This is a genomic window from Acrocarpospora pleiomorpha, from assembly GCF_009687885.1.
GTDB lineage: Bacteria > Actinomycetota > Actinomycetes > Streptosporangiales > Streptosporangiaceae > Acrocarpospora > Acrocarpospora pleiomorpha.
Genome location: NZ_BLAF01000052.1, coordinates 54,834 through 80,078 on the forward strand (window position 1 = coordinate 54,834; position 25,245 = coordinate 80,078).

Annotated in this window: 19 protein-coding genes and 2 CRISPR repeat arrays; of the genes, 9 read left to right on the top strand and 10 right to left on the bottom strand. The window is 64.7% G+C overall.

Annotated features, from left to right (window positions below; all coding sequences use genetic code 11):
- Nucleotides 1–202: 202 nt before the first annotated feature.
- The 5 genes from Aple_RS36480 to Aple_RS36505 all read left to right on the top strand — a co-directional run bounded on the left by Aple_RS36480 (nt 203) and on the right by Aple_RS36505 (nt 5,763).
- Entirely contained in the window at nt 203–1,660 is a 1,458-nt protein-coding gene (locus Aple_RS36480; protein WP_170321842.1) for a tetratricopeptide repeat protein, read from the top strand.
- 55 nt (nt 1,661–1,715) lie between these two features.
- Nucleotides 1,716–2,561 (top strand): ATP-binding protein, encoded by an 846-nt coding sequence (locus Aple_RS36485; RefSeq protein ID WP_155349308.1) that lies wholly within the window; start codon nt 1,716–1,718, stop codon nt 2,559–2,561.
- A gap of 360 nt (nt 2,562–2,921) precedes the next feature.
- Nucleotides 2,922–4,100, top strand: coding sequence for an ATP-binding protein (locus tag Aple_RS36490; protein WP_155349309.1), 1,179 nt, complete (start codon nt 2,922–2,924; stop codon nt 4,098–4,100).
- A gap of 530 nt (nt 4,101–4,630) precedes the next feature.
- Nucleotides 4,631–4,930, top strand: a complete 300-nt coding sequence (locus Aple_RS36500) for a winged helix-turn-helix domain-containing protein (RefSeq protein ID WP_155349311.1) — start codon at nt 4,631–4,633, stop codon at nt 4,928–4,930.
- A gap of 152 nt (nt 4,931–5,082) precedes the next feature.
- Nucleotides 5,083–5,763, top strand: a complete 681-nt coding sequence (locus tag Aple_RS36505; RefSeq protein ID WP_170321843.1) for a trypsin-like peptidase domain-containing protein — start codon at nt 5,083–5,085, stop codon at nt 5,761–5,763.
- Between the two features lie 277 nt (nt 5,764–6,040).
- Here Aple_RS36505 and Aple_RS36510 read toward each other — a convergent pair whose 3' ends face one another.
- Complete coding sequence (locus Aple_RS36510) at nt 6,041–6,682, bottom strand: hypothetical protein (protein ID WP_155349313.1); 642 nt, start codon at nt 6,680–6,682, stop codon at nt 6,041–6,043.
- 636 nt (nt 6,683–7,318) lie between these two features.
- Here Aple_RS36510 and Aple_RS36515 point away from each other — a divergent pair.
- Nucleotides 7,319–7,507 carry a hypothetical protein gene (locus tag Aple_RS36515; protein WP_155349314.1) on the top strand — a complete coding sequence of 63 codons (189 nt, stop codon included), beginning with the start codon at nt 7,319–7,321 and terminating at the stop codon, nt 7,505–7,507.
- A gap of 435 nt (nt 7,508–7,942) precedes the next feature.
- Here Aple_RS36515 and csb2 read toward each other — a convergent pair whose 3' ends face one another.
- From csb2 to Aple_RS36550, 8 genes are all read right to left on the bottom strand, one after another.
- The gene (gene csb2 / locus Aple_RS36520) at nt 7,943–9,364 is read right to left on the bottom strand and encodes a type I-G CRISPR-associated protein Csb2 (RefSeq protein WP_155349315.1); all 1,422 of its coding nucleotides are present in this window, start codon (nt 9,362–9,364) and stop codon (nt 7,943–7,945) included.
- Nucleotide 9,365: 1 nt separating this feature from the next.
- Nucleotides 9,366–10,295 (bottom strand): type I-G CRISPR-associated RAMP protein Csb1/Cas7g, encoded by a 930-nt coding sequence (gene cas7g / locus Aple_RS36525; protein ID WP_218038680.1) that lies wholly within the window; start codon nt 10,293–10,295, stop codon nt 9,366–9,368.
- Nucleotides 10,292–12,493, bottom strand: coding sequence for a type I-G CRISPR-associated protein Cas8g1/Csx17 (gene cas8g1, locus Aple_RS36530; RefSeq protein WP_170321844.1), 2,202 nt, complete (start codon nt 12,491–12,493; stop codon nt 10,292–10,294). The genes cas7g and cas8g1 overlap by 4 nt, the downstream gene beginning before the upstream one ends.
- Complete coding sequence (gene cas3g, locus Aple_RS36535; RefSeq protein ID WP_155349317.1) at nt 12,490–14,934, bottom strand: type I-G CRISPR-associated helicase/endonuclease Cas3g; 2,445 nt, start codon at nt 14,932–14,934, stop codon at nt 12,490–12,492. The genes cas8g1 and cas3g overlap by 4 nt, the downstream gene beginning before the upstream one ends.
- 294 nt (nt 14,935–15,228) lie before the next feature.
- Nucleotides 15,229–15,624: direct repeats of the CRISPR family, unit length 37 nt; unit sequence CGTTTCACCCGGCCTCACCGCCGGGCTCCATTGCGGC.
- A 104-nt stretch (nt 15,625–15,728) separates the two neighbouring features.
- Nucleotides 15,729–16,055: a CRISPR direct-repeat array (repeat unit 37 nt; unit sequence CGTTTCACCCGGCCTCACCGCCGGGCTCCATTGCGGC).
- A 112-nt stretch (nt 16,056–16,167) separates the two neighbouring features.
- Complete coding sequence (locus tag Aple_RS56650) at nt 16,168–16,308, bottom strand: hypothetical protein (RefSeq protein ID WP_425544291.1); 141 nt, start codon at nt 16,306–16,308, stop codon at nt 16,168–16,170.
- A gap of 1,473 nt (nt 16,309–17,781) precedes the next feature.
- Nucleotides 17,782–18,966 carry an IS481 family transposase gene (locus Aple_RS36540; protein ID WP_155349318.1) on the bottom strand — a complete coding sequence of 395 codons (1,185 nt, stop codon included), beginning with the start codon at nt 18,964–18,966 and terminating at the stop codon, nt 17,782–17,784.
- 380 nt (nt 18,967–19,346) lie between these two features.
- Nucleotides 19,347–20,435, bottom strand: coding sequence for a Fic family protein (locus tag Aple_RS36545; protein ID WP_155349319.1), 1,089 nt, complete (start codon nt 20,433–20,435; stop codon nt 19,347–19,349).
- Nucleotides 20,436–20,728: 293 nt separating this feature from the next.
- Nucleotides 20,729–21,310, bottom strand: coding sequence for a helix-turn-helix domain-containing protein (locus Aple_RS36550; protein ID WP_155349320.1), 582 nt, complete (start codon nt 21,308–21,310; stop codon nt 20,729–20,731).
- A 79-nt stretch (nt 21,311–21,389) separates the two neighbouring features.
- On the opposite strand from Aple_RS36550, the gene Aple_RS54970 reads away from it, so the two are divergent.
- Together Aple_RS54970 and Aple_RS36560 are read left to right on the top strand one after the other, a co-directional pair.
- Nucleotides 21,390–22,997: a bifunctional NAD(P)/FAD-dependent oxidoreductase/class I SAM-dependent methyltransferase gene (locus tag Aple_RS54970; RefSeq protein WP_155349321.1), complete on the top strand. Its 1,608-nt coding sequence runs from the start codon at nt 21,390–21,392 to the stop codon at nt 22,995–22,997.
- 87 nt (nt 22,998–23,084) lie between these two features.
- A complete protein-coding gene (locus tag Aple_RS36560) occupies nt 23,085–23,528 on the top strand; it encodes a DUF2267 domain-containing protein (RefSeq protein ID WP_155349322.1) in 444 nt (147 codons plus the stop codon).
- On the opposite strand, the gene Aple_RS36565 is transcribed toward Aple_RS36560, so the two are convergent.
- Entirely contained in the window at nt 23,498–24,343 is an 846-nt protein-coding gene (locus Aple_RS36565; RefSeq protein ID WP_155349323.1) for a hypothetical protein, read from the bottom strand. The genes Aple_RS36560 and Aple_RS36565 overlap by 31 nt on opposite strands.
- 295 nt (nt 24,344–24,638) lie before the next feature.
- Between Aple_RS36565 and Aple_RS36570 the strand changes: the two genes are divergently transcribed.
- Nucleotides 24,639–25,196, top strand: coding sequence for a hypothetical protein (locus Aple_RS36570; protein ID WP_155349324.1), 558 nt, complete (start codon nt 24,639–24,641; stop codon nt 25,194–25,196).
- Nucleotides 25,197–25,245: the final 49 nt, after the last annotated feature.

The following is a 25,245-nucleotide window of genomic DNA, read 5'->3' on the forward strand; positions in this document are numbered from 1 at the left end:
TTAGGGACTTGTCTCGACGATCACACTTCTCTAACGGCCAATCTAGGGCCGATTTAAGGACTATCGACGGCCTTCCATAGGCCGTTATTGGCCCGCATCCTGTGAGGGACTGAGTGCCTAGGTGTGAGTGGGGAGCAAAATGGAATCCGGGAACCACCTCGAACGAGGACAAGCATCGGGCCTCACTGGTCAGCTCTTTCGGATGTTTTCGCTGCTTCCAGGGGTTGCCTTCGCGGTGGAGACTGCTGCCGCGCTGGCTGGTGTACGGGCGGGAATGGTTAGCCGTGCGCTGACGACACTGGCCCAAGCAGGTCTGATTGTGCGCACCATGCCCCCAGGCCGGTTCCGACTCAACGAGGCGTTTCGCAGCCACGTCGGTGACGCGAGGACTTCGGGCGACGATGAGGCGCTGGTCCGGCTGGTGTCCTGGTATCTGCACACCTGTGACTGGGCGCAGTTCACGCTGGCGCCGTCTGACGCCTGGGACCCGAAGTGCGACAACCCGCCTGAGGTCACGCCTAAGTCCTTCGAGCTGCCGGAGGAGGCACTGCGCTGGTGGCAGGAGGAACGTGTCACGATCGTCTCGGTGGTCCGGGCCGCTTCAGAGGCGCGATTGCACGGGTTGGTCTGGCGGTTAGCGGGTGTGCTGTGGGCCATCTATGCCCAGTGGAACGCCTATGAGGACTGGGAGGAAGTCGCCAAGATCGGCGTCGCCTCCGCTGAAGCTGACGGGGACCGGGCCGGTCAGGCGCTGGCATTGGAAAGCCTGGGCGAGCTGTACGTGCAGACGGGGCGGCTGGAGGAAGGCGAGGCCAGCCACCTGACTGCGCTGGAGATTCGCCGCCGACGGGGCGACCGATTTGGTGAGGCATCGTCCCTGAACGCTCTGGGCCTGCTGGAGTTACGCCGTCGCCGTTTTCGCACGGCGTGCGCACGCTTTGACGAGAGTACTGACATCTTCGTGGATCTTGGAATGCCTCGGTGGACGGCCGTGGCTGCCACCAACGGCGCGGAGGCAATGATCGAACTTGGACAGACTGCGGAGGCGGCGCAGGTCTTGTCCGAGATGGTGGAGGTCTTCGCTGACGAAGGAGATCGTTCCTCAGAAGGAAGAGCGCTGGCCCTGCTCAGCCGCGCCCTGCGCTCCAGGGGCGACTTGACCGATGCGCGCGCTCGCATTGATGCCGCCCTGGAGATAGCCGCTGCTGCGGGTAACCCGATGTGGCGGGGCTACTGGCTGCTGGAACTAGGCCGCGTACAGGGAGCGGCCTGGCAGTACCCGGATGCCCTGGAGTCCTTTGAGCGCTCCTTCGCCATCCATCGCGAGCTTGGCAACCGCAGCAGAGAAGCGCTGGCGCTGGACGGAGCAGGAGAGGTCCATCTAGAGCTCCAGATGTACGCGGAAGCATCGCAGCTCTACCGCATGGCCGAAGCGGTGCATCGTGAGCAGGGTGACCGCTGGCCGCAGGCGCTCAGCCTGTGCGGAATGGCAAGGGCGCAGTTCGCCATGAAGCATTTCCAGGAATCACGAATCTCGTGGGAGAAGGCGTTGAGGGCTCTGGCCGTTTTCAACGATCCGCCCGCCTCGAAGCTGCGGGACGAGGTCATTAGAGAGATCACCTACTTTCGTCGCATCATGGGTGAGTTCCATGAGGTTTAAAGCTTTGCAGAGCCGAACAAGCAAACGAATTCGTTAACCAGGAGGGAAGGCTTCTATGGCCACGGCAGAGGGAATTGACCAATCATCCGCGACTTCGGATGCTGACGAGCCCCCCTGTGTAAGGTTGGGTTCAATCGAGCTTCCCGGAACGCCGAGCGCTACTTCGAAAGCCCGAGCGTTTGTCCGCGAAGTGTTTGAGAAGCGGGCCGACGAACGAGTACACGATATGCTAATACTTGCGACCGAATTGTTTTCCAATGCGGTGCGGCACTCGGATTCGGGCTGGGATCCGGATGGGAAGATCAGGCTTCAGATTACGGAATTAGCCGGGATTCTTCATCTCCAGGTGGTCGACCAGGGATCCGCGCGTACCGTGCCCTACCTTATCTCCAAGCCTGGCGAGGAAGGGTATGGGCTTCATTTGGTGGAGAAGATTTCCAGCGAATGGGGGCACTGCTACTGCGGAGAGGGTGGCCGCACGGTCTGGGCCAACTTGGCCCCGCTTAGAGAGTCATCGACCTGGCCTGAGCTTGAGCAGGGCACAGCGGCGCCGGGTGAGCTTGCCGCGAGCGGCGATACGGGTCCAGAGGAGTTGGAGAAAGGAAGCGGGCCGGCTCGGCCTACGACTTCACAACAAGTCGTGCACGTGGCAGCCGTGCTGGCAAGAAGAATGCGGTCGGGGCAGATCACTCCAGGCTCGCGCGTAGCGACCCAACAGCAGTTGATGGAGGAGCACGGCGTATCCAGGCAAGTCGCTTGGAGCGCACTATGCCTCTTGCGCATCGAAGGCTACGCGTATTTTCGGAAGAACGTAGGCACCATATCGACTGAAGGATATTACTGGCCCTCGGACGAGAGCTTTCTCTTCGATGAACTCATAGAGCACGGCTTCCCTGCCTAACGGTCCAATGGAATAGCGGAAGGCACGCGGTCTTGCCTTCGATGGTTACGAAATTGCATCCAGCAGACGCAAAGTGATGCTGTCGATGGTGTGGCGCCTCACCTACGGTCCTAAGACGTGGGAGGGCCTCCTGTATGCCCGAGTTGAACGCCTGGCTGACAGGAGGCCCGACCACCCCCGGCGGGAGATCGATCACCTACCGTCGCGACCGTTGAACGACCCACCCAGCAGAAGTTAATGGAGATGCCGCAATGTACATGACGAACCCCTGAGCAGGAAGCGAGGTCCTGACCGATGACAAGAACCAAATCAACGAAGCGACTACTGACCGGATCGTTGATCGAGATGGAGGCTTGACCCGTGACAAAGAATGAGGTCATCGAACAACTCCCCGCTACCGCAGCGTCGAGCGTCAGATTTCTGGGCAGCATCAAACTTCCCGGCAACACCGGCGCGGCTTCCAGCGCGCGGAAGTTCATTCACAATCTGGTCGCCGGTTGGGCGAATGACCGGCTCGATGACGCACTCCTGCTGACGACCGAGCTCGTGTCGAACGCCATCCTCCACTCGGATTCGGGGCGTGACCCGGACGGGAGGATAACGGTGGAGGTCTTCAACGTGGATGGGTTCATTCAGGTTCAGGTGATCGATCAAGGGTCGGCGCGCAGTGTGCCGTACGTGGTCGCCGACCCTGAACAGCGGTGCAGCGGGTTCGGGCTGCGGCTGGTGGAGGAGATCGCCTCCGAGTGGGGGCATGCGTACGTGTTGGAGGGCTCCCGCGCGGTCTGGTTCGACCTGGCCCCACCGCCCGAAAGCGATTTGGGCATGGGCGTGAAGCGGATGACCTGGACCGAACTCATGCGTCAGCGCTCCGGGCAGATGCATCCCAACGCGAAGGCCGAGGACTCGCACCTTGCCTCCCCCTTCCGGCGAACAGGGCCACGCCGGAGCAAGCAGGCCGCACACCGTGAGCAGATCGTGGGCAGGCTGGCGGCTCAGATCACCAGCGGTGAACTCGCCGAAGGCACTCCGATCCCCACCACTGCCACCCTGATGGACGCGTACGGGATCTCGCTTCGGTCGGCGCTGCTGATTCAGCATGCGTTGCGGGAACAGGGTCTTGTCCGCCTGATCGCAGGTCACGGGTACGTGGCCGGCGCCCCCGGCCCACCGCCCGAACCCGTACGCCCACCCGTACCGGAGCAGGTCGTGCACGTCGCCGCCGCGCTGGTGAGGAAGATCCGCCGTGGAGACATCGCCCCTCATGCTCGCGTGGCCACGATCCCGGAACTGATGAGGGAACACGGCCTATCCAAGCAAACGGCCTGCGATGTGCTGTGCGTCCTGCGCTGCCGGGGTTACGCCTACGAGACGATGCACAAGGGCACCCGAGCCACGACCTTCGACCAGTGGCCTCCCAAGGACACGTCGTTGGAGGGGTCTTGCCCGCCCGACCAGGACGTACCCGACCAGGACGTACGCGTGCCCCCTCACCGTAAGCCGCGCCTGGCACTTGTTCCCAAGGACTCGGATGTGTAGGCCGCGTAGGGGCAGCTATGAGAAAGCTTTGGCGCGCTAACGCGATCAAGTAGCGACTTCCAGCCGAGATGATCGGTCAGCTTGAAGGAGTGTCATCCTTTTGCCGGACACCGCCGTCAGAACCCTTACGTGCTGCCCTGAGTAGTTGATCAGCCCTTGCTTTCGACACACCGAGTCGCTCGGCGAGACCCGCAAGAGACAGCTTTTCGGCCTTCTGGATCTGGGCTGCCGTCGCCGCGCGTACCCGTGCGGCGGCATCTGCCATCTCCCGTAGACCATCGGCAAGACGAGTCGCGCTCTCGTATGCCTCGTGCGCGTCGGCCGTAGCCTGTACGGCCTTCACAGCTTCCCGGTACGCACGCCTGAGCGCGAAGAGGACAGCGCTGAAGTCGAGGGCCTCAGGGGGCGTGGGGGAGTCGCCACTGTCCATGAATCCAGACTACCGCTTTGTAGAGCGGTAGATAGCGGTGGGAAGCGGTAGACCGCTACCCGGATATATATGCAGTTCAGGGCCGCTCTACGTTGCTTCTATGGGGCAAGAGGAGGACATCCCACCGTTCGATCCACAGGGAGCGGTCTACGTCTACGCGGCCATGGCCGACCACATCGCCGCTCGGATCGCCGCTGGGGACCTGCGGCCCGGCACGCGCCTTCTAGGAGAGCGTGCCTTGGCTGAGGAATACGGCGTATCCATCGGCACCGCGCGGCGCGCCGTTGAAGTACTGCGCCGCCGTGGGCTTGTCGTCACCTTGGCGGCGAAGGGTACCTATGTGTCGGACGGCGACCAGTCGCAGTCGCCTACAGACGAGCAGCGTGACGCAGAAGCTTGACGCGAGGGCGGGGGGAGTCCCTGTCCCCCGCGTCCCCAGTGTCCCCGCACCAACTAACTCGGCTGTGCTCAATGTTGCAGCCCTCTTCCGCTTCGCCATGCAACGCCAGCGTCCCGGCACATGCTCCCGCACACCTAATGTATTCTGATCTAATGCCTCTCTACATTTCCTTAGCCACAGGAATGGTTATCCACGTAGGCACCAATGGAGAATCGTTCCGATTCGGAGGGAGCTGCGCCGCCTACCTCAAGCGCAATATCATCCTCACCGCCGCTCATTGCCTGCCTGATGATAACAAAGCATTCGTTCTACTACCGGGCGACAAGCAGCTGCGATCAGTTATCCGGGCCGAGAGACACCCCACTACAGACATAGCCGTACTGCTCGTTGATGCCTTTGAGAATGACATTCCAAACCAAAACTTCATGGGCATCAACTCAGAACTGTCCGAAGGGCAAGACTTTCTGGCGTTCGGATATCCTGATGTGGCATCAACGACTGTGCTCCCACCCGGGAGACTCTTCAAGGGCCACTTCCAGCGGTTCTTTGGCTACAGGAGCCCATCCGGCCATCAGTACTTCGCGGGAGAAATGAATATCCCCGCCCCAGCAGGTCTAAGCGGTGGCCCAACAGTTCATCCCCTCAAACCACAATTAATCAGTGGTATCGTAACAACTAATGTCGATTCCTATATCGTAATAGATCACCTCGAAGAGGTGGAACAAAACGGCCGAACCTTTCGCGTCGAGAGCAAGCGAATAGTGTCTTACGGAATTGCAGCAAAGCCTGGCGGCCTAGATTCCTGGCTACAAGAGATCATCGATACGTTCTAAACGCGACGGACTTGGTCTCCCGTACTGAAGGGTCCCGCTCCGGCCTTCTTCGGAGAAAACCGTGCTCGGCGAACGGAAGTTGCCACCAGTAAGCGGAGGCCGCAACCCGTGATCAGCAACATGAGGGACCAAGTCCCTGTGTCGTGACCGATCCCACTGCCCCCGGTGCCGAAGGATCTGGAGACCTGCGATGCTGTCTCGCCCCACAGGGACTGGACAGTGGAGGGCTGCCCAATCCCTCGCCTCGCAGGCTGCAAGCTAGAACGGAAAGATGAGATTAGTGTGCGCCCTCTGCACGAATTGCTGAAAGCGTGGAGTGTACGACCCCTAATGCTGGCCTCCCAAAGCCATGTGCTAGTAAACGAAATCGATGCAGGGGTGCGTTGCGATATGGATCGAATCCCCGCACACGCCCATCCGGGAAGCGGCCCTTACCAGGTTTCATATCGATCAGGCCAAATCGACGCAATGTCCAATGAGCCTCATAGGCATCTCGGCTCATACCGAAATGCAAGAGACGCTCGCTACTCGATACAGAGACGTAGTGATCGGATTCAAACTCTTCGCCATCAAACTGGAGATCGGCATGAAGGAAGGTAAGCATCATCAGAAATGTTATTTCACTATCGTCAAGCACGTGAATCCAGCCGTATCTGAAGAAATCACAGGGGAGCACAAAGTGCGCCTCACTAGAACGGGGCACCTTGTAAAGCTCTGGGCTCCCCCTCCTCGCGCCCCCTTCATCTAGCAGCTCGAAGTTCTCGTACTTGTTCTTAGGCTTACTAAAGCCCGGAAGGCTGACTAACTGCACTCCTTCGCCTGATAAGACACGCAATGCCCCTTGCAACGAGCGCAATTGCTTGTCTCGATCGCTTATATAATTCCGTCCGCCCAATTGGGTTTCGACAGGAGATGCCACTAGGTTAAGCCACCCATCTCCTTCTCCGTCACCAAGTAGGCGCATGTGATTTGTTGGATGACTGCCGACACGCGTATGCATCTGAGCTTCACATAGAGCAATAAGATAGAATCTTAGCGTTATCCCCTTGGGTGCTATCAGTCTTGTAGCTGGTGGCCGCTGCTCACGAGGTGGCACTGCACGGTCCGAGTAAATATCCGCCGCGGGCGGAGTTCGGTAGATGAACCGGCGCCGTATCCGGACGCCATCCGGCCACCGTCCCCGTGTTCCCAACGCTTCGATAGCCGGACGAACCCTGCGCGCCAAGAGTTCGAGGCGTGCAAGTCGGCGGTCGACCCGTAACGGATCTACGGCATCCATGTCGCCTCCTAGGGACGAGACAGTCTCACTTCCTGCACTGTGACCTGAACACTTTGACCCGCCCTGGCTAGCAGGCAAAACATACGCCCAGTGGGTAGCAAAGAGAGGGCGGGTCAATGTGCGTCATCCTACCGCTCGCGATCTTGGCTTACCTCGCGCACCATGGTTCCTGGCGACCACCCAGGTGGATTCGACCAGGCGGTGAGTGGCCTCCGGATGCCACCGGAGGCCACTCGATACGCCGCGAGCTACCCATCTCACCTAGGAGCACGACGCATGCCTACCGTACGACGCGATGACAAGGATTCGGACGGACTCCCCCCGAAGCGACTGCCTCAGCGCTGGGCGATTATCGTGATCATCTCGACCATCGCGGGAGCGTCCGCCGACGCGATCGGGGGTCCGACCGCAGCGCTGGCGGCCAGCATCGGCATTGCCGCCGCTCTCCACTCGCTCATCGAGTAGCCCTCGCGGCCAGGGACATTTGGTAGCTGTAACACTCCGGAGGCCCTCACCCCCGAAGTGTTACAGCCTTCCTGTGGCCTCACCAGCCACGAGATGCCACCAGATGCCCAGGTGAGCACAAGCGTGAGGGTCTCAATTTGAGTCTCAGTTCACCCACGTTCGGGCTCATTCAGCAGGGTCCGTTGTCACGTTCATGCCCTGCTCGGACGCCCCCTTGAACCAGCGCGTACGGAGTTCCGCAGACTTGGAAGGCGTGTTTGGGGGCAACCGGCCGGTGAGGGCCAGGTACACGAGTCGGCTAGATCTGATGCCTGCTCTATGAGCGTCCCCCGTGTCCCCCATGTCCCCAGATAGGCATCTACCTGCAAGAAGCGCTTCGACGGGGTTGAGGGCGTTCGTGGTCTGCAGTTGTCAAGTAGCGGCGGTCTGGAGCGGTCAATCGGACGTGCGGAAGAGGCCGAGGCCGAAGTGGGACAGGTGGCCCAGTGTGATGGGGCCGGAGGTCGGTCGCGGGAACTCCAGTTCGAGGGCATGTCCGATACTTGACTGGGTGGCTTTTTTGTCGCGCCAGCGGCGGCGGATGAATCCGACGAAGGCGGGGTTGAGGCTCGCTTGGATGCTCAGGCCGTCAGGTGATCTGTCGTGGTAGGTCAGTTCGCGGGCGACCTCGTTGTGGACGAATTCGTTGTAGTTCTGGCGGCTTTTGTGGTGGCGGGATGGTACGAAGGGGGTGACTGAGCGCCAGCGGTGGGCGGGACGGACCCACTCCTCGGGTAGCAGGTCGTCGCCGCCGGAGGCGGTGAGGAGTAGACGCAGGTCACGTGGGCCGGTCACGCCTTCCGGTACGCCGACGCTGCGTCTGCCGAGGATGTCCAGGACGGCGACCTCCTGAGCGGTCAGGCCGCCGGGGGTCCAGACGATGATCTCGTCGATGCGGCCGTCCTGGTCGGCGTCGTAGGGGAGGAAATGGGCGTGACGGTGGTTGTCGGTGAGCGGTTTGCCGTCGGCGGACTTGCCAGCGAGCATGCTGTCGAACGCGCCGCCCTGCCGGGTGAGGATCTTGATGCACGCACCGCGTAGCGCGTCCGTGAGCGGGACGGTGTGGGCCAGGCGTGGTTGCCGGATCCCGCTGATGGTCAGCCGTACCACGGTGACCACCGAGTCGACGTGGGTGACCGGCCGCAGCGGTTCGGAGGGAGCGGGCACCGAATAGGTGACCTTCTTTGTGCTCTTGGGGTAGAGCAGTTTGGCGGCGCGGATGTCGACGGGACGTTGGATTAGCGCGTCCAAGTCGAGCGGCAGTTCAGGGCACAGAACCTCCACCGGTTGGTGGCCGTGCCCCAGGTCGTCATCGTCCAGGCCGACCGGCTGAGCGTACGGGTATCGGATCTCCTGAGGGACCCGGTCGAGGACTTGGACTTCGCAGGTGGAGTCGGCCCGACCGATGTAAGGGGTCAACTTGGCCAGCCGGCTGAGCGCTTCTCGCTGCTCGGGATCCAGATCGACGGGCCAGACGGCGTAGATGGTCTGGTCGCCGTCCAGGACGGCGAAGGCGTCGACGGCCTTGTCGGTGCTGGATGATCCGCTGCGGTGTTTGCTGTCGGGGTAGTAGTGCCGGGAATGCGCGATTCGGTAGGGCGGAATCAGGTAGGACGGCGGAACCGCCAGCGCGCTCAGCAGCGAGCGCACCACGTGCTCCTCCAACTCCGGTGCCCGCAACTGCCACGTGGAGTACAGGGCGCGCAGCAACCGCCACGGGGACGGCGGGACCTCCACGGTTCCCTCGTTCACGTACCGTCCCCAGGGGGTGGCGTGGTAGCGGCCCCAGGGGAAGTTCATGGCTAGGACGACGGGCATGTCAGCCCTTCCACAGCACGGTGATCGGGTCCGCGCCGAGACCTTCCGCAGTGATGAGTTCGGTGATGCGGGCTTCTAGTTCGGCCTGTTCGGGCAGTTCCTTGGGCTGTTCGGTCATCTCAAGGTCGCAGGCGGTGCGCAGCCGCAGCCCGCGCGCCAGCAGCGTACGGATCTCCCAGAGCGCGATCAGCGCCAGCAGTTCGGTCACGCCTGCGCCCAGGCCGTAGGAGCGCAGGAGATCGATGTCCACGACGAACATGGCCTTGATGTCGCCGGCGGTCCATTCGATGCGGTGGAAGGGGATGGAGCCGTAGCCTTCGCTGGTTCCGCCTTCGCCTTCCAGGAGTTGGTGGCGTACGTGGTCGGCCTTGCGGCCGCCGCTGATGACCTCCCGTACTTCGTGCGCCTCGATGACGGCGGAGGCGGCGCGGGTGAATCTGGGCTGGCCGAGCCAGACCTTGTGGCTGAAGAACACGCCGTGCAGCAGGCAGAACGGGTCCAGCGCCAGCAGCGCGCGGGCCATCCGGGGGTAGTTGAGCGGAGTGTCTTTGGCCAGGCCGAGTCGGTCGCGGATGACCTCCAGCATGGGCGAGCCGTCCAGGGTGGAGTCGCGCACGAACGCCGAGGCGAGCCGGTGGGCCTCCTCGCGGGAGGAGGTGAGGTGTTCCTCGGGGTTGTCCCTGCGGTGCACACGCACGTATGGCAGGGCCTGGACCAGGGCGGCCGGGTGGCGTTCGGCGCGGTCCCAGGCGGTGGCCTCCAGCCGGTTGGCCATGGACTGGACCGACTCCACCAGCAGGCTGTCTCCGCCCCGCACGCGGGAGAATTTGGCGGCGCCGATGTCGGGGAAGCTGGTGGCCTGGAAGGTCGAGCCCAGCATGGGCTGCAGGTGGGCCGTGTAACGCAGGCGTGGCTCATCCAGGGGGATCACGCGGGGACTCCTTCGATGTTGGGGATGGCATGGTCGGTGGTTTCGGCGACGCAGATCCGGACGAGGCACCGTTCGCGTTCGCGCCGGGTGACCGGTAGCAGCAGGGCGGCGGCCAGACGGGGGGCGTCGATCCGGGAGTGGGGTAGCTGGGAGATGCGGGGCTGTAGCCCGGCCATGCGTAGGCGCAGCAGCGCCTCCCGGACCACACCGTCCGCCCCTCCCGCGATCAGGCGCGCGATCCAGCCCGGACGAGGCGCGAGCCGTATCGTCTTCAACGACTGCTCCCCGCTTCGCGGATCCGGCATGCGCACGGTCAGTTCGCCGGTGCCGTAGAACGGCAGCAGTAGCGACAGCGTCCAGTCCGGCAGGCAGAGCTTAAATAGTGGCCAGGGCGCACTGCTGCCGGAGCCGTACCCGAGCGCGAGCAGGCCGCGCAGGTAGTCGGCAACTAGATCGTCGCGGACCTCGCCGACAGTGAAGGCGGCCAGCAGGCTGATCGGGAGCCGTCCTCCGTGTGTGTAGGCAGTCTGCACTCCGCGGGCGGCCTCGTCCTCTCCCTGGCCAGATCGCACGGCATCGACGTGGAGGGCTCTGATCCGGTGGGCTTGGGCGAGCGCCCGGACGAGGGTCGCGCCGTGTGGCTCGACACCGCAGCCGGGCGCGTCCTGCCATGCCGCGCCGTCGGCCCGGCTCAGCAGGGCGCGGATCTGCGGCCCGCGCGGTTTGGGATCATCCCGCAGTCCGGCGATTCCGGTGGCCAGCCACAGCTCCGGTGAACCGTCCTGTAGCGCTGCAAGCCAGTCGGCCGCTCGCCCGACCGTCTTGTACGGTGCGACGTCGGCGCGCGTACGCCCGGATTTGCCAACCAGTTCATGCAGCCGACCGAACTCGATCACGAACCGGACCAGCGCTTGGGACCCTTCACCGGCGGCGACGGCGAATACCTCACGCTGCGCCCGACGCAGCGCGGTGGCGATACCGGTGGGCGGGGCTGCCCTGCGGACCTGTTCCAGCCACTGGTACGGTCCGCGTAGCAACCCCTCCTCCGGCCGTGATGCCACGGTGATCTTTCCGGCGTGGATGGCGAGGGGATTTTGTCCCAGCCGTTCGGCGATTACGAACCGATGGAAAGCGGTCAGTCCGCGATCTACACCGAGTGAGGCCAGCGCCATCGCGAACTCCAGCCCTGAGGTGGCCTGCCGGTGCCGCCACTGGGCCCGGCCTTCCCCGATCAGGTGGGCCACCTCCCCGGCGGCGGCGGGCTGGTCCCACAGCGGCACCCACTGCTCACCTTTGACCGGCTCGGCCTCGGCCGCGCTGCCGTGCCCGAGCGGGGTCGAGCGGGTGAAGAACGGTTTGGCCTCGCCCGTGTTGCCGCTCCCGTTGCGGCGTACAGCGGCGCTGGCAAACAGCAGCGTGCCCTCCATCACCAGCACAAACGACCACGGGTTGGCGAACCCGTCGCCTTTCTCATCGGCGGCCGAATGGATGCCGCCCGCCCGGCCCGGGTCGTACTGGCCGACGGTTTCCCGCAGGTAGGCGACGTCTTCCCGGCCGAGCAGCGCCGCCTCCACCCATCCGCGGCTCTGCGCGGGCTTGGCCTTGGGCCCCATCAGTTGCAGCAGCCGGTCGTAGTAGGTGGCCGACAGGTCCTGCCGCCCGAAGTTGCCGCCCGTACCGGCCAGGGCGTTGAAGGCCAGATCGTCCACGGTCAGCGTGACCGCCACATCCAGCCAGGCCAGCGCATCATCAGGCAGCGTGTTACGGCACAGCCGGACCACGTCGATCTTGTGGGACTTCTCCCACAGCTCCTCTTTCTTGCCGCCCCAGCCGCGCCGCCGGCCTTCGGCCACCACCTGCCATGCGGCTGCGATCGCCGCCTGCAACAGACCGAACCGTTCCTCGCCGAGGTCCTGCACTGCCTGTAACGCCTGCTCGGCGCTGCGGCTCTTGCCATTGCCTGCGAAGCCCGAGCCGGAGTTCCACGGCGAGACGATCGCCGCAGGTACGTACGAGCGGACCAGCCAGGTCAGCAGGTCCTCCTCACTGAGCCTCGTGCTTAGTACGGCGACATCACCACGCCAATGCAGCCGTGCCTCGGGATCGATCTGCGCGGCGATCACCCGCAGCAGGCCAAGCGCCTGGAGGTAGCCAGCCAGCGCATCGGCCCGGCACCCACGAAGACTGATCCGATTCACTGACCCTCCCGGTACCTGCGGCTGACTCGCATGTCGGCGATCCGCACCAGCGCCTCCAGGAACGCCAACCGGAACGGCCCCAGGTCCGGCCGGTCTCGCAAGGCCACCGCCCTGGCCGTCCAGGAGTCACCGTCGGCGGCTCCGATCCGTAGTGACCCAGCCGACAATGTGAGTGGCCCGATCTGCTCCCCCGGTATCGGGGACACCGGCGGCGTCTGGTCTCCGTCGGCCACCCCGAGCACGGTCGGCGTCTTGGTGGTGGATTCATCCCGTACTGACCGCACGCTGAGGCGCACCTTGCCGTGGTGCGCGGCGGCCAGGTAGACGATCAGATCACGTTCCGGCTGACCGTCCAGCAAGCGGCAGGACGAGTGAGAGAGCATCAACGCAGTGACCAACTCGTGGCGGAAGTACGGCCGGGAATGCCGCAGACAGCCGCCCGGCGATTTCGCCAGCAGACCCTCGATCGGGCTATCCCCTGCTTTGTGAAGCGTCTCCTGGAACACCTCATGACACTTGCCCAGGTCGTGGTAGCGCCCGGCAAGTTCCGCAGCAGTGATGTGTGCGGCTTTCAGCCCCGGCATACGGATCAGGCCGACGAGGTCAGCCACCTCTTTCTCAACATCTTGCAAGTGCTGAGTCAGACTCACCCACGGCTGTCCACGCGACGACAGCGGGTCCTCGCCGATCGAGTCGTCGCCAGACTCCGATTGGGCAGGCCGTGCCGGGGTGAGCACCTTGACCGCATCACGGCTGCCGGGAGCCCAGCCGAGCAGCGGGTCATAACCTCCCCCAGAGGCATCGGCCAGCAGCACGGCACCAGGCACAACGTCCTGCCGGTTCACGCGCCGCCAGGCCCCTGAGATCCGATCCCGCACCCACACCCGCCGCACACCACTGTCTGGGCCGGCCAGTTTCCGTGCGTCGGCGAGTGGCGCCGGGCACAGTTCCTCCCGCGACGGCCACGGTTCGTCCTCGCCCGGCTGGCCACCGGTGGCCGACCAGTCGCGCCAAGCCACGAAGACGCCACCGTCGTCGCCGTCCCGGATCCACGGGCCCACGTCGATGTCGGCTCCGGTCAGATCCGGCATAGTGTCGAAGAGCTGGAGCAGGTCACGGCGCCGTACGACCGGATGCAGTTCCGGTGTCTGCCGCACCTGACGCCGCTGCAACTGGGTGGAGGTGACCGCCATGCCCTCCAGTTCGGCCAGCACCTTCGTCGTGGCGTCCATATCCTCAAGCGCGTACGGTGCGGCTGGATCTCGCCCGGCTGGCGGCGTGCTCCACAGCAGGGATGCTGCAGGGTAGTCCCCGCCGCGATTGCACCGTCCGGCCCGCTGCACGATCGAACTCCACGGCGCGGCCTCGGTATAGAGGGTTCGTGAGGTGATGTCCACGCCCGCTTCCAAGACCTGTGTGGAGATCACGATCCGCCCCGCCGAAGGTGGGTCAGCCGTGACCAGATCCATGAGGGTGCTCCGCTCGGCCGGACGGAACCGGGAGTGGATCAACACCACATCGGCCTGCGGATCGGCCTTGTGTGCTGCCTCACACACCGCCGTGGCACGCTCCACCGTGTTTACAACCGCGATCGTCCGCGTCCCCGGCCGATGCCGCTCCAGCAATTCACGTGCAAGCGCAGCTGGATAACCCTTGGCGTCTGTGGGCAGGGCTAAGCGTTGCACGGTCCTGGTCGCGTTCAACCGTTTGGCCAGATCACCGCCCCGGTCCTCGGCCGACAACTCGACCGTCCGCAACCCGCCAGTGTCGTGATCTACGGTGGTCAGTCCCTCCTCGGCCAGGGTCGCCGACATCCACATGGTCTGTGTCGACGCGGCCGTGCCCAGCGCATCCCGCAGCCCCTGAAGCTGTGCGCTAGTCGGCAACGCGGGCCCGAGCAACTGCGTCTCGTCAAACACCCACTGTGTGTCCGCGTGCAGCAGGGCGTAGGAGATCGGCCATTTCGCCCGCGCCTCGGCATACCCACGCATTAGGGCACGGCTGAGGATCATGTCCTGCGTGCCGATGAGAACGGCCCGTCTATCCGGCTCCAACTGCCAGAGGTCGTCCTGCCGATCCGCGCCGCCCATCATCACCTGGAGGACCACCCGGTCCTCACGAGTGGTCTCCCTGGGATCCAGGGAGGCACGCAGGCCGAGGTTGAACAGCCACGTCGCCACCTTGCCCGCTGTCTGCTCGACGAGCGTCCGCAACGGCAGCACGTACACCAGACGGCACGGAGTTCCCTGGGGCAATGCCGTAGTGCGCCACAACCATGGCAGCACCGCCGCGACCGTCTTGCCGCCCCCGGTCGGCACGCGCAGCAGGTCCGGCAGCCCCTCCTGGGCGAGTTTGGCCTGGTACGGGTAGGGCGCAAGCTCCTCACCGACCGCGCACGCGACAAAATCGCCGAACTCGGCCCACTGCCGAGCAGCATGCATAGAGCGCACACCTCACAGATGTAGACAGTCCGCCAACACGGCGAGGAAGCGCACTCTACTGGCCGACACCGACAATTCCCGTGCGATTTGAACACTCCAATAGAATCCGGATGCCCACTTGGGCCAGCCTCTTGATAAAACACACGACGCAGTCCTGGCCGCGAAGGTTCGGAACCACCAGTGCACACGATTCCCCCACTAGGTTCCGAAGGACATACAAACCGTCTGCGACATAAAGCGGACAGTATGGATGCCCGAATTGGTAACCTTCCGTAGTAACGCCAGCTCGCAAACCGTTTCACCCGGCCTCACCGCCGGGCTCCATTGCGGCTCGCGGTCGCCCGCGAGGCGGGACCTGGTCACACCCGTTTCACCCGGCCTCACCGCCGGGCTCCATTGCGGCCTGCTGCGCGACTACACCCGCGTGGACGCGACCGCGTTTCACCCGGCCTCACCGCCGGGCTCCATTGCGGCTGAGATGCCATCGCCCGCAGTGGCCGCGGTACGGCTCGTTTCACCCGGCCTCACCGCCGGGCTCCATTGCGGCAAGTGGTGGGGTGTGACCCTGACGCAAGAGCAGATGTTTCACCCGGCCTCACCGCCGGGCTCCATTGCGGCGTCGCCTACGTGGTGGTGTTCGCCTACCCCGGCAAGTTTCACCCGGCCTCACCACCGGGCTCCATTGCGGCGCGATGGAGGAGCGGGTCAGGCCGACCTGGCTGGCGTTTCACCCGGCTCACCGCCGGGCTACATTGCGGCATGGCGGCCTGACGCTGGGCCCGCGCGAGCTCCCGCGTTTCACCCGGCCTCACCGCCGGGCTCCATTGCGGCTGGGCTGAACCGGAGACGAAGGGCGAGGGCTACGTCGTTTCACCCGGCCTCACCGCCGGGCTCCATTGCGGCGTTCAGGTCGTCCAGCAGGTCTCGGACCTGCGTGAGGAGCTTCACCCGGCCTCACCGCCGGGCTCCATTGCGGCGTCAAGTGTGATGCCGATATCAACCCGCCTTCTGAGCTTCACCCGGCCTCACCGCCGGGCCCCATTGCGGCTCGGATGCCTTGTAGGTGCGATCGGGTGGGACGACGGTTTCACCCGGCTTCACCGCCGGGCCCCATTGCGGCGCGTACGACGGCGACACCTCGGGCGGCACGGACACCAGCTTTCATTCCAGCCTTACCGCTGGGCTCCATTGCAGCAGCTCGGCCTGCGCAAATATGACGGGCATGCAGAAGGTTTATCCCGGCTTCACCGCCGGGTTCCATTGCGGCAGCACCCAGTAGATGGTGAGCAGGATCACGGAGACTGTTTCACCCGGCCTCACCGCCGGGCCCCATTGCGGCGCGTACGACGGCGACACCACGGGCGGCACGGACACCAGCTTTCATTCCAGCCTTACCGCTGGGCTCCATTGCAGCAGCTCGGCCTGCGCAAATATGACGGGCATGCAGAAGGTTTATCCCGGCTTCACCGCCGGGTTCCATTGCGGCTGCGGGGTGAGGCCACGCGACGAGGTGCCCTGCGTGGAGGGTTTCATCACAGCGTCATCGGGTTCCATTGCGGCGAAGAACGGGATATCAGTTGATATCGGTCGGCCGCCGTTTTATCCAAGCCTCACCGCTGGACTCCATTGCGGCATGACCTTCCGCAGGACACAGTCGAGTTCGTCTCCACCGTTTCACCCGACCTAACCGCCGGGCCCCATTGCGGCACCCGCGATTCGGTGAAGGTGGCCCTGGACCTGCGCGAGTTTCAAGGGCGCGGTCGCGTACCAGGTTTCACCCCGGCTTCACCGCCGGGCCTTATTGCGGCTTGCCGTATCTCACGCGCCGCGTCTCCACCTCGGCGGTCTCACCTGGCCTCACCACCAGGCTTCATTGCGGCAGGATGCGGTGATGGAACCGGCCGAACTCATCTGGTCTCACCCCGGCCTCACAGCCGGGCTTCATTGTGGCGTGGCGTGGTCGCGGGCGTCGTCGGGGTCCCATTTGCGTTCACCCGGCTTCGCCGCCGGGCTTCATTGCGGCCTGCGATCGGCCACCACCGAGCTGCGAAGATCACGTTTCATCCCGGCCTCACCGCCGGGCACCATTGCGGCATCTTCGAGGCCGGCCAACCCTGCTTCCGCGCCTCCGTTTCACCCCGGCCTTACCGCCGGACACCATTGCGGCATCTTCCGCAGGCGCGCGACCGCCGCCCTGAACAGCTGTTTCACCCCGGCCTCACCACCCGGCACCATTGCGGCAAGACGTCGTAGAGCTCGACCTTCGAGAACTCGGCAGGTTTCACCCTGACCTCACCGCCGGGCACCATTGCAGCGTCATCGCCCCGTTGACGGCCGCAGTGAGGTCGGCCGTTTCATCCCAACTCACCTCCGTGGACGCAACCGGTATACGAGTCGGCTGATCCGATGCATGCTCGATGCGTGTCCCCCGTGTCCCTCATGTCCCCGGATAGCTATCTACGTGCAAGAAACGTAACTGATCATGAGGAACAGCTACCCGGCGAGTCTCCCCCAGCACAGTTGCCCAAGAGGCGCTTCGCGCGTCTTCCAGAGTCGCGCTACGCGCGGATGGCTGCAACATGTTGCAGCGCTCTTCGCGCGAAGCACGGCCGTGGAAGGAACGCGCGTATGCAGATCGCGGTACCGGCGGTGAGTGACCAACTGCGTGACAACAGTGACAGACGATCACGAACGCCAGAGTACGTTCGCGGACGACTATCAGCACGTCAGGAGAGGTCTGATCATGAACCGGATGAGTGTTCGATTTGCTTCGGGACGAAGAGGCCGTGGGTTCAAATCCCGCCACCCCGACCCTGTGATGTCTCAAGACATCGGAAACCCTCGAACCTACGGGTTCGGGGGTTTCTTTCTGTTTTGGGGTTGGTAGTCGCGGGTGGGGTCGATGGTCAGCTCGCGGAGGAGTTCTCCGGTGGTGGCGGCGACGACCCGGACGTGGAGATCGGCGACGAGCAGGATGACGTGGGTTCGGGCGTGGGTTCGTCCGATGCCGATGTGGTGAAGCCGGCCGCCGATCCGCAGGGTGACGACACCGGATTCGTCGATGCGGTCGTGGCGGACCCGGGTGTGGGTGTCAGGATCGCGGCTGCCGGCGGGGAGGGCCTTGGGCCGGGTGTCGTAGACCGCTGCGGGAGTGGCGAGGTGCGGCAGGGATCGGTGCGGGCGGCGGTGGTTGTAGGCGTCGACGAAGCGGTCGATGAGGGCCTGCAGACCGGCGATGGTGGCCGGCTGAGCGGGCTGGGCACGCAGCCACTTCTTCATGGTCTGCTGAAACCGCTCGACCTTTCCGCAGGTGGTGGGGTGGTTGGGGGTGGAGTTCTTCTGGGTCACGTGCAGGCGGCGCAGTTCGTGTTCCAAGGCGTTGCGGCCGCCGCGGCCGCCGGCCAGGCGGGTGGTGAACACCATGCCGTTGTCGGTCAGGGTGGAGGCCGGGACGCCGTGATCGCGGACGGCTTGGCGGAAGGTGTCGCGGACGATCGGGCCGGTGACGCGGGGCCAGGCGGTCACCGACAGGGCGTAGCGGGAGTGGTCGTCCAGCCAGGTGAGGATCTCGGCGTCGGTGCCGTCGGCGAGCCGGTAGTGGGTGAAGTCGGCCTGCCAGGTTTCATTCGGCAGCGCTGCTTGGAAGCGGATGTAGGAGGAGCGTGGCCGTTTCTTCGGCTCGGGGGTGACCAGTCCGTGGCGGGTCAGATAGCGGCTGATGGTGGCCCGGGAGACCGTCTTGCTGTGGTGGTGGTGTAAGTGCCAGGCGATGGTGTCGGGTCCGGCGTCCAGGCCCTGATCGGACAGCTGTTTGCGGAGCCGGACGATCAACTCGACGGTCGCGGCGTCGATGGCGGTCGGTGAGGTCTTCGGTCGTCTGGACAGGGGCTCGAACGCCGCCTCGCCCTGCTCACGGTAGCGGGCGACGAGCTTGGACACCCAGCTCTTGGAGACCTCGTAGGAGCGGGCAACCTCTGCTTGGGAGCGGCCCTCGACGACAACGGCGGTGATGACAAGCCTGGCTTTTGACACAGGAACCAGACTTTTGATCTCGGGTGTTTCCTATGTCTGGAGACACACTTCTCCGGGTTTCCTATGTCTTGAGACACCCGTTTCCTATGTCCTGAACCAGCGCACCGCCACCCCGACCCGTTTCACCAGCTGAGAGAGGGTCTCGGAGTTAATCCGGGGCCCTTTCCGATCTTCAGGGTTGCCGGGAACAACTGATCGCCCTCAGTCAGCATAAGCAAGCGATCATGCCTGGCGCCTTCACCGCCAGGGATCGTCGACGAACAACCAGTGATTATCGATCAGGCGCATACCTACCGCTGCTAGCCATCGTTTGCGCTGGCTGAGCTTTGATGGCGGATTCGATCCACGCGGGAGAACACCTCTGTAGGGCTATCGGGGGTTCAGTGGATCAGGCGTTCGTAGCGAGGGCTCAACTGGTAGGAACGGGTCTTGCGAGCCGAGCCGTGGATCTCCAGCAGTCCGTCTTGGACCCATCGGCGGGCGAGGGGGGCCACCGTCCGCGGGCTGAGGCCCAGGTGGGAGGCGATCTGGGCACCGGTCACGATCCCGTGGTCGCGAAAGAGCTCGAGCAACCGGCGGGCGCGCGGATCGAGCTGCCGCAACGCCGCCGAATCGTCACGGCCGGAGACGGCGCCGCCCGCCTGGGCCTCCGTTACGCGGACGCGAACCGCACCGAGGGCATCCGCCATGCTCACGCAGAAGAAGCCCACGAAGCCGGTGATGTCCGCCTCCGCGCGCCCCAAGTAGTAGTTGTGCGAAGGGCCGACCGTCAGCGCCGCGTAGTACGCCATGAGATCGCGGGCATAATGCTCCTCCAGGGAGTAGATGCCCTTCAAGCCGTAGCCGGCCCGGTGCAACACCAGCGTAGTCAGCAGGCGGGCTGTACGCCCGTTGCCGTCGTAGTACGGGTGGATCGTGGCGTACTGGTAGTGCGTGATGGCCGCGACGATGGGAGCCGGCAGCTCCCGTCTGTTCAGCTGCTCGTTGATCCACTCGAAGAGGTCGGCCATGAGGACAGGCACGTCTCCGGCCTCGGGCGGCATGTAGACGATGCGTCCGGTGGCGGCATCCCGGATGACGTTCTGGCCAGGCCGGTAGGGTGAGGGCCTCTTCATGCCATCTTGGACCAGCCCATGGACGCGGCGCATCTTCGTCTCGTCGATCGGCCCGGTGGCTGCGGCCAGGGATTCGACGTATTCGAGCGCGCGATAGTAGTTCCGCACCTCCACCTCGTCGCGCTCTCGTCCCGGGAAGTGCGCTCCCTGCAGTGCCTCGCTGACCTGCGCCTGGGTGAGCCGGTTGCCTTCGATCTGCGTGGAGTAGTGGGTCGCGGCGAGCTTGGCAGTCTGGCGGAGCCCGGCCAGCACCTCTACGTTGATCGGCAGCTCTATGATCGCCTGACGGTCCCCCTCGATGGCCATCAGCGCCGTAGCGATCGACGGTGAGATCGTGAAGTTGGGCGTGAACATCTTTCAATGATACTTGATCACGCTGATAAATGTTGAATAAATCGTCGATAAACTGGACTCCACAAGCGGGCCCGCCGGAGCATCGCATGGGACAGTCGAGGCGGGGCCAGCAACACCCTCCCCAGCCACACGCCGCATTTGACCGAGTTGTAACGCGGCCACGCCGCAGTAGGTCTGGAGCCGTCCGAGGATTATGTGGCCCAGATGCAGCGGTTCCAGGGGGACTACGGCTGACAGCGTCCTCGCCTTGGAGCGGTCGGGTGGCTCTATCCAGCGCTCTGCGGCGGCCCGGCCTAGTCGTGTACGGATTTTGCGCGGAGGTGGACGCGTTCGCCCTGGCGGCCGAAGAGGCTGAGGACCTCGACGGGGGTGGGGTCGGCGGTGCCGAACCAGTGGGGGATGCGGGTGTCGAACTCGGCCGCTTCGCCTGGGGTGATGACAAGATCTTTATCGCCGAGGAGCAGGCGGAGGCGGCCGTTGAGGACGTAGATCCATTCGTAACCTTCGTGGGTTTTCTGGTCGGGGGGTCGCTGGGGGGAGACGGGAATGATCAGTTTGTACGCTTGTACGCCTCCGGCGCGGCGGGTCAGCGGGACCATGGTCATGCCGTTGTAGGTGACGGGGCGCAGGTGGACCCGGGGGTCGCCGGTTGGTGGGGCGCCGATGAGTTCGTCGATCTGAACGCCGTACGCCTGGGCCAGTAGCAGGAGCAGTTCCAGGGTGGGGCGGCGATGGCCGGATTCCAGCCGGGACAGGGTGGAGACCGAAATGCCGGTGGTCGCGGACAGGTCGGCCAGCGTGGTCTCGCGTTGCCGCCGGAGCGTGCGCAGCCGGGGTCCGACGGCGGCGAGCACGCTGTCCAGGTTGTCCTCCATACAGCCAGCTTGCCATAACAGCAACAATGTTTGCGCTCCTTGAGTCTGCGATCGCATGGTGTGGGTGGAGGTGGTCGCGATGACCCAGGCAGAGCAGTTGGGGCAGAGGTTCGATGTCGCGGTGATCGGTGGCGGGGCCGCCGGTTTGAGCGCGGCGGTGGTGTTGGGGCGGGCACGGCGCTCGGTGGTCGTGATCGACGCGGGGGCGCCGCGTAATGCCCCCGCCTCGGGGGTGCACGGGTTCCTGTCCCTGGACGGCATCAGCCCGGCGGAGCTGATCGAGACCGGCCGTAAGGAGGTCGAACACTACGGTGGCCTCGTCGTCCATGGCGAGGCGCAGTCGGCGCGCCGTACAGCGGATGGGTTCGAGGTGGTCTTCGATGAGAGCAGGGTCGTCAGCGCCCGACGGTTGCTGGTGACCACGGGGTTGGTGGATGAACTGCCCGACATCAGGGGTGTACGGCAGCGGTGGGGCCGAGATGTGGTGCACTGCCCGTACTGCCATGGGTGGGAGATCCGTGACCAGGCCGTCGGCGTCCTCGGCACCGGAGCCGCGGCTATGCACCAGACGTTGCTGTTCCGGCAGTTGACCTCGGATCTCGTGTTGTTCACCCACACCGCACCTGCCCTGACCGAAGAACAAGCCGAGCAACTGGCCGCCTCCGGCGTGCGGGTCGTCACCGGCCTCGTGGACTCCGTCGAAGTCGCCGACGACCGGATCACCGGGGTGCGTCTATCCGACGGCACGTTTGTAGCCCGGCAGGCGGTGGTCGTCGCGCCGCAGTTCGTGGCATCCTCGCAGGTGCTGGCCACCCTCGGGCTGCACGCCACCCCCCACCCCTCCGGTCATGGTGTGTTCGTCGCCGCCGACCCCACCGGTCTGACCGAAGTCCCGGGCGTGTGGGTCGCCGGCAACGTCACCAATCTCATGGCACAGGTCGTCACCGCGGCCGCCGAGGGCGTCTCCGCCGCCGCTGCCATCAACGCGGATCTGATCACCGAGGACACCCAACATGCCGTAACGGCCTACCGGACAATGCACGCGGTCGGCCACGATCACCCCGACGTCAGCGTCATGTTCACCCAGGAGTTCTGGGACGAGCGCTACAGTTCGTCCGACCGAATCTGGAGTGGCAACGCCAACCCGCACCTTGTCGCCGTCGCCACCGATCTTGCCCCGGCTACCGCGCTGGACGTCGGCAGCGGTGAAGGCGCGGACGCGATCTGGCTGGCCGCCCAAGGCTGGCGTGTCACCGGGGTCGACGTGTCCCGCGTGGCGTTGGATCGCGCCGCCAAGCAGGCCGCCGAGGCCGGCGCCGAGATCGCCGGCCGGATCACCTGGCAGCAGGCCGATGTCCTGGCCTGGGATCCCGCGCCGCTGCGGTTCGACCTGGTGTCGGCGCAGTTTATGCACCTACCCCGCCCAGAGCTCGAGTCACTGCACCGACGGCTGGCCGCGGCTGTACGCCCAGGCGGAACGCTCCTCATCGTCGGTCACGATCTGGAAACCTCGATCGGACGCCACCACTTTCCCGACCTCCTGTTCACAGCGGACCAGGTCGCGGCCACCCTGGACCCGGACGACTGGCATATCGTCACCGCGACGCCCGAACGTCAGGTCGTCGACCCCGACGGGCAATCGATCACCATCCGCGACGCCGTCCTGCGAGCCGTCCGACGCCACTGACAACTGCTTGCCGATTTACGAGGCGAGAGTTGGCGCGCGATTTAAGCAAGAAGGGGAAGGAAGCTCGTATACGAAGGTGGTGGGATCATGTCACCCACGGGAGTACACAGTCTTGAGCGCACCATCCAGACCACCAACCGCTGGCTGGCGAACCTCTCCGACGCGATCGGCACCGACAACCGGGAGTTCGCCTACCACGTGCTGAGGATGTGGCTCCACTCGGTCAGGGACGGCCTGACCGTGGACACTGCGGCGCATTTGGCCTCCCAGCTGCCCGATCTGGTGCGCGGCATTTACTACAACGGCTGGAGCCCGAGCTCCGTACCGATCCGTCGCGACCGGCAGGAATTCATCGAGCATTTCTGCCGGTCCGGCCGCATCGCCCACACGGACGTGCCCAAGCTTGGACCGATCGTGACCGCCTTCCTCTGCGATGAGATGTCGGAGTCACCCGTCCTGCACGCGCTCGGCCAGTTGCCTCAGGAGGTCCGCGACCTGCTTCAACCCGCTGAGGAACCCAAGACCGAATGATCACCCAAAGGACGAGCCAGGCGGCGGTCACGAATGAGCAGCAGCGCTCCGGCGATCGCGAAGGAAATGCTGAACCAGAGTGGGGAGATGCTCGGGAGCTCCTCTGAGCTGGGAGTGGATAGGAGGCTTCGCAGGTGCCGGGCGAATACCGGATCCCTTGTTCGCCATGAAATGTCCGCGGGGACGACGGCGAGATGGTCGGTGAGAGAGGCGATGACGCCGACCAGCGGCGGGCTGAATATCAGGCCGACGAGAGCGGCTATGCCGAGCGAAGTCACTGTTACGCGGGTGACCGTGCGTCCTCTGGATAGGAAGACCAGAACGGCGATTGTTCCGATCGCGACGATCAGTTCCACGAACGCGAGCAGCGGGACGAGACCTTCTCTGTCCAGGAACTCGTAGAGACCTGGTGGCACTCGTTCGGCTCCGATCCAGACGACCCCGGCGCGAGTGGAATTCACGATTGTCGGGAGGATGGTCACGATGAGGGCGAGCCAGATCATCCAGTCGGGCCCGGAAGAGCGTCGCCCAGGATCGTGCGGAAGCGCCCGGAGGTGACTTCTCCCGGCCATGAGAACGCAGGCGACTACCAGTGAATAAAGCGCCACCTCCGCTAACCACTCGAACGAACCGTCCTCCGGGCAGAGGGCGGAGAACATCGCGGACGAGTAGCCGTAGGTGATCGCGGTAAGCGAGCCTGCCCAGGCCCCCGCTCGGGTGAGCCTGCGATAGCGGGTTTTCTCGGCGCGGCGAGCAGCCAGGGCCAGCCCGATCAGTACCAAGGGGAGTACAGCGGCAAGAAGGCTGGAGATCATCCCGAGAATCATTGAAACCGGACCGGTGAGGACCCCTACTCCGTCCGGGATTATACAAATACCGATGGACGTTTCGTCCCCGAGCTCAGCCCACGACACGTACGCATACGGAACTGCCGCCAGCAGAATCGCCCCGAGCCACCACCCGGTAGTCGAATGCTTCCTCATCACCCGCTCCACGACAGGTACGGCCAGAAGCCACAAGTACTATCGGAATCCGGACGAAAACGAGACGTATTTCATCTCCGCGGGGAACACCTGGCGTTGGGGTTGGGGTCGCTGGGAGGATGGCGGGGTGTCCCCTGATGATCCCGTGCTGAGGGCGGTGCGGGCGGCGTGCTTCGCGGTGGTGTGTTTGGGCGTCACCGCTGGTGGTCATGCCTTCGCGGGTGGCGGGACGATCGGGTCCGGGGTGGCCGCGGTCGGCGGGCTGGGGGCGATGGGGCTCGCGTATGTCGTCGGTGGGCGGGAGTTGCGGGCGGGCTCGATGATGGCGGTGACCGTCGGGGCACAGGTGGTGCTGCATCTGCTGTTCGCATGGGCGGCGCCGGCGCCGGAGCGAATGGGTGAGCACCTTCATCTGAACGTGGGGATGGGGGTGGTTCACCTGGTGGCGGGGCTGCTGACTGGGTGGTGGCTGTATCGGGGGGAAAGCGCGCTGTGGCTGATGCTGCGGCTGTGGAGGGCGCCGTCGGTTCCGGTGTTGCGGTGGATGTTGGGGGTTGTGCCGGTCGGGGTGGCCACGCCGTTGTGGACGGTTGTGGCGTTCGAGGAACCGGCGGTGGGGCGGACGCGGGATGTCGCGGGGGGTATCGCCAGGCGAGGGCCTCCAGAGGCGGCGTGCGCCGGCTGATGTGGTCGGCGCGGACGTTGTAGGTCATCCCCGTCGTGCCCGGCTGGAG